The organism is Bacillus sanguinis (assembly GCF_018332475.1).
GTDB classification, from domain to species: Bacteria; Bacillota; Bacilli; order Bacillales; family Bacillaceae_G; genus Bacillus_A; species Bacillus_A sanguinis.
The window spans coordinates 1-2,894 of sequence record NZ_BOQB01000095.1 but is presented as its reverse complement, the minus strand read 5'-3'; the positions used below and the strand labels follow the sequence as shown (position 1 = coordinate 2,894).

General features: G+C 35.4%; 6 protein-coding genes. All 6 read right to left on the bottom strand.

Going from position 1 to position 2,894, the window contains the following annotated elements:
* Positions 1-297: 297 nt before the first annotated feature.
* Positions 298-1,065 carry a rolling circle replication-associated protein gene (locus KI369_RS12290; RefSeq protein WP_071722513.1) on the bottom strand — a complete coding sequence of 256 codons (768 nt, stop codon included), beginning with the start codon at positions 1,063-1,065 and terminating at the stop codon, positions 298-300.
* 221 nt (positions 1,066-1,286) lie between these two features.
* Positions 1,287-1,451, bottom strand: coding sequence for a hypothetical protein (locus tag KI369_RS12285; protein WP_161491761.1), 165 nt, complete (start codon positions 1,449-1,451; stop codon positions 1,287-1,289).
* 542 nt (positions 1,452-1,993) lie between these two features.
* Entirely contained in the window at positions 1,994-2,230 is a 237-nt protein-coding gene (locus KI369_RS12280; RefSeq protein ID WP_071722507.1) for a hypothetical protein, read from the bottom strand.
* 20 nt (positions 2,231-2,250) lie between these two features.
* Complete coding sequence (locus KI369_RS12275; protein WP_161491760.1) at positions 2,251-2,427, bottom strand: hypothetical protein; 177 nt, start codon at positions 2,425-2,427, stop codon at positions 2,251-2,253.
* A gap of 3 nt (positions 2,428-2,430) precedes the next feature.
* A complete protein-coding gene (locus KI369_RS12270; protein WP_071722509.1) occupies positions 2,431-2,718 on the bottom strand; it encodes a hypothetical protein in 288 nt (95 codons plus the stop codon).
* Positions 2,708-2,894: hypothetical protein (locus KI369_RS12265; RefSeq protein WP_212956118.1), on the bottom strand; the 187-nt coding region annotated here is incomplete at its 5' end. The genes KI369_RS12270 and KI369_RS12265, both read right to left, overlap by 11 nt.

Below are 2,894 nucleotides of genomic sequence, written 5' to 3'. Positions count from 1 at the left end.
ACTAAATCATTCGCTTTTTTTCTTAATTTCACTACATGTTGCATATAAACACCTCTTTTTATATACTTTGTATATATTTTATATATACTTTTTATATACATTATACATATTTTTATTATTTTGTATACCGTATTACCAAGGAACTATAAAAATCGAGAGTCTGTAGGAAAGGCTTTTTGTATATAAATACCCATTTAAGGATCGGTATCTAATTCACAAATAAAGAGCCGAAATACACGATAAAATAAGAAAAGAGAGGTTGTCATCCCTCTCTTTGTGTTATAATCTCTATATAATTTAAAATTGTCTTTTGAAGTTGTATTCCGCATATAATACATCTTCATCACTAAGCTTACTCTTATACGCATTTGAGTAGGCTTTTTTTATTCCACGAGATTCTATGTACTTCTCTATATACTCCAGAGCGTTCTTCCCTATCAATTCCCGTGGTCGTTCTAAGTTCTTAGAACATTGGTAACTTTTCTTTCCTATCAATCTTTCATCCGCATCTTCTTTGGTCATATACTTAATTACATACGCCCCGATATTGTCGACATGATCAATACTATTGATTCGAATAAATCCATTACCCCACCACTTCTCTAACTTTTCATGTGGGATATAAACCTCTATATCTAATAAAACATGATAATGAATAGCACCTCGGTTTTGAAACTCAATTACCGCTATATACTTAAAGTCCCCTAAGTTCCGTTTTATATTTCTAATGAACCGCTTGAACTCCTTATTAGCCTTATCTAAATCGGTCATATTCTCTTCAAAGGTCAATGTAAGGAACTTTGATTTACTACCGAAATTCGCCAATGCTAGACGTCTTAACGTATTCCTAGCCCTAATATTACTCTTTGCTCTTGAATCCATTTTTTCGCCTAGTAAAGTATCATCTAACGATTCAACCGAAACATTTGTAACCGCACTTCTTTTAGAAGTAGATTGCAAGTTTCTCCAAATAGTTTCGGGGTATTTATACACTTCTACCACATTACCGCTAACTATGACTCTAACGTCATAACCGATGGGTTTAGACTTTGGTGTCTTAAACACTTCGCACCCTCCTTCCTGTCTAAAATAAGGCTTCTCATTGGTATACTACCGCCTTTCATTCACTATGTTCATTCCAGTTGCTGTCTTCCTACGCATTCGCTCCGGTCGACTATCAAACATATAAAAACCTTTTTAGGAATAGTGGTCAATCAAAAATTGACGCTTTAGTGAGACTACAATCAAGTTAAATAGCTTCACTTCGTTTCGCCCGTCTCACTTCCCTAAATCTGTTCCTTCTCTTGTAAATACTTAATAGCTATATCAATCGCTTTTCCTTGGCTCAATCCCTTTTCTTTCTTCAGCTTTTCTAGTAAAGCATCCGTTTCTGGTGCTATCATAATAGTTTTCTTAATTCTAGCTTCAGAAGCCTTTATAACTTTAGGCATAAATACACTTCCTTTCTTTTTTGATTTACCGTATATAAAAACATGATAACATCAAGGTTTGTAGCTTGTCCACTAATATAAAAAAGAAGCTACTCTATCAATGGAATAGCTTCTACTCTTTATACGTAATCAATCATTGACGACAAGCAACACATCCGTGTTTCTTAGCCAATGCCCCACTCCTTCACTCGCTAACGCTCAAACAAGGATTGGCAAGCCATAACAGGCTAACACGGATTAACTTGTCGTAAATGAACCGCTGCGCTTTGATTACTTAGCGCACACCCTCTATATACCTTTTCAAACCGATCACCTAAAACCAAAAGTTCCATACCTTCATACCCGTGTCACTAGGATACCGACTATTTACGGGGTTCTCTATTAGATTTAGCGTTCCTGTATCTTTCCAAACACTAACTTATACTTCTTTACTTCTCTTTCTAATATATCCCTCATTAGTTCTCCCGCCGTTTTTCCCGTTTCCTTTGCAACATATTCCAAATACAATATGTCACTTTCCCTTAGGCTTACAGAACGCTTCTTCATTCTGTAACGTACATCCAATAAAATCCTTCTTGCGAACCTAAAATACTATCTAATTCTTGATAGTTTTGTTTTAATTCCTCATCAACCGCAAGAAATTCTGTCACTTGAGTTTTCATGAATTTATGCAATTCTTTAATCTCCGCTCTTTCCTCATCACTAAGAGAAAGATATGCTTTCTCCTTTAATACCCCAATCAATTTCTCGCTACGCATAATCATTTGTCCAATTCCCATTCTAATTCCCTTCTTTCCATTTATTTTATTAAGGCTTCATCCTTTGAAATTTCTCTTCTAAGTGCTTGCTCTGTATACTTTGTCATTGATACGTTCTTTTTCTCCGAAACCTTCCGCACTTTATCCTTTAACGATTTAGGAATACTTGCGGTTATAGTTTCTTTACGCTTCTTTATTTTCCGCTTTATTTTCGTCACGAACTATTCCTCCTTGGAGGTTCTTTTTACCCTTTTCTTCTTAGCAATACGCTTTTGTTCTTCATTCGCTTGCTTTATTGCACTAGAAACTAAATCCTCTGTTTCTTCCGGTGGTTCTTCACCTTCTCTACGCATTCTTTGGAACTCCAATTCCTCCATTTTATGAATGTATTCATCTATCAACATACAAACCGTGGAATTCATTGATGCTCCTGTTTTCTCCGTAATTTCTTTAAACCGATCATGTTGTTCTCTTGGTAGTGAAAATAACTTTTTAATCTTAGTTACCATTGTTTACCCCTAATAAAGTTTGTCGTACTTGCCCTAACATCCAAACAGTTTCATTAACCGAGGAATCGTATTTCTGAACTTCTTGTAAATCAGAATGAACCTTCCTAACTTCGTTATACAACATAGCCTTCTGTCTTTCTGTATGTGGTTGTCTTCCTAATGCATTCCAGCGACTA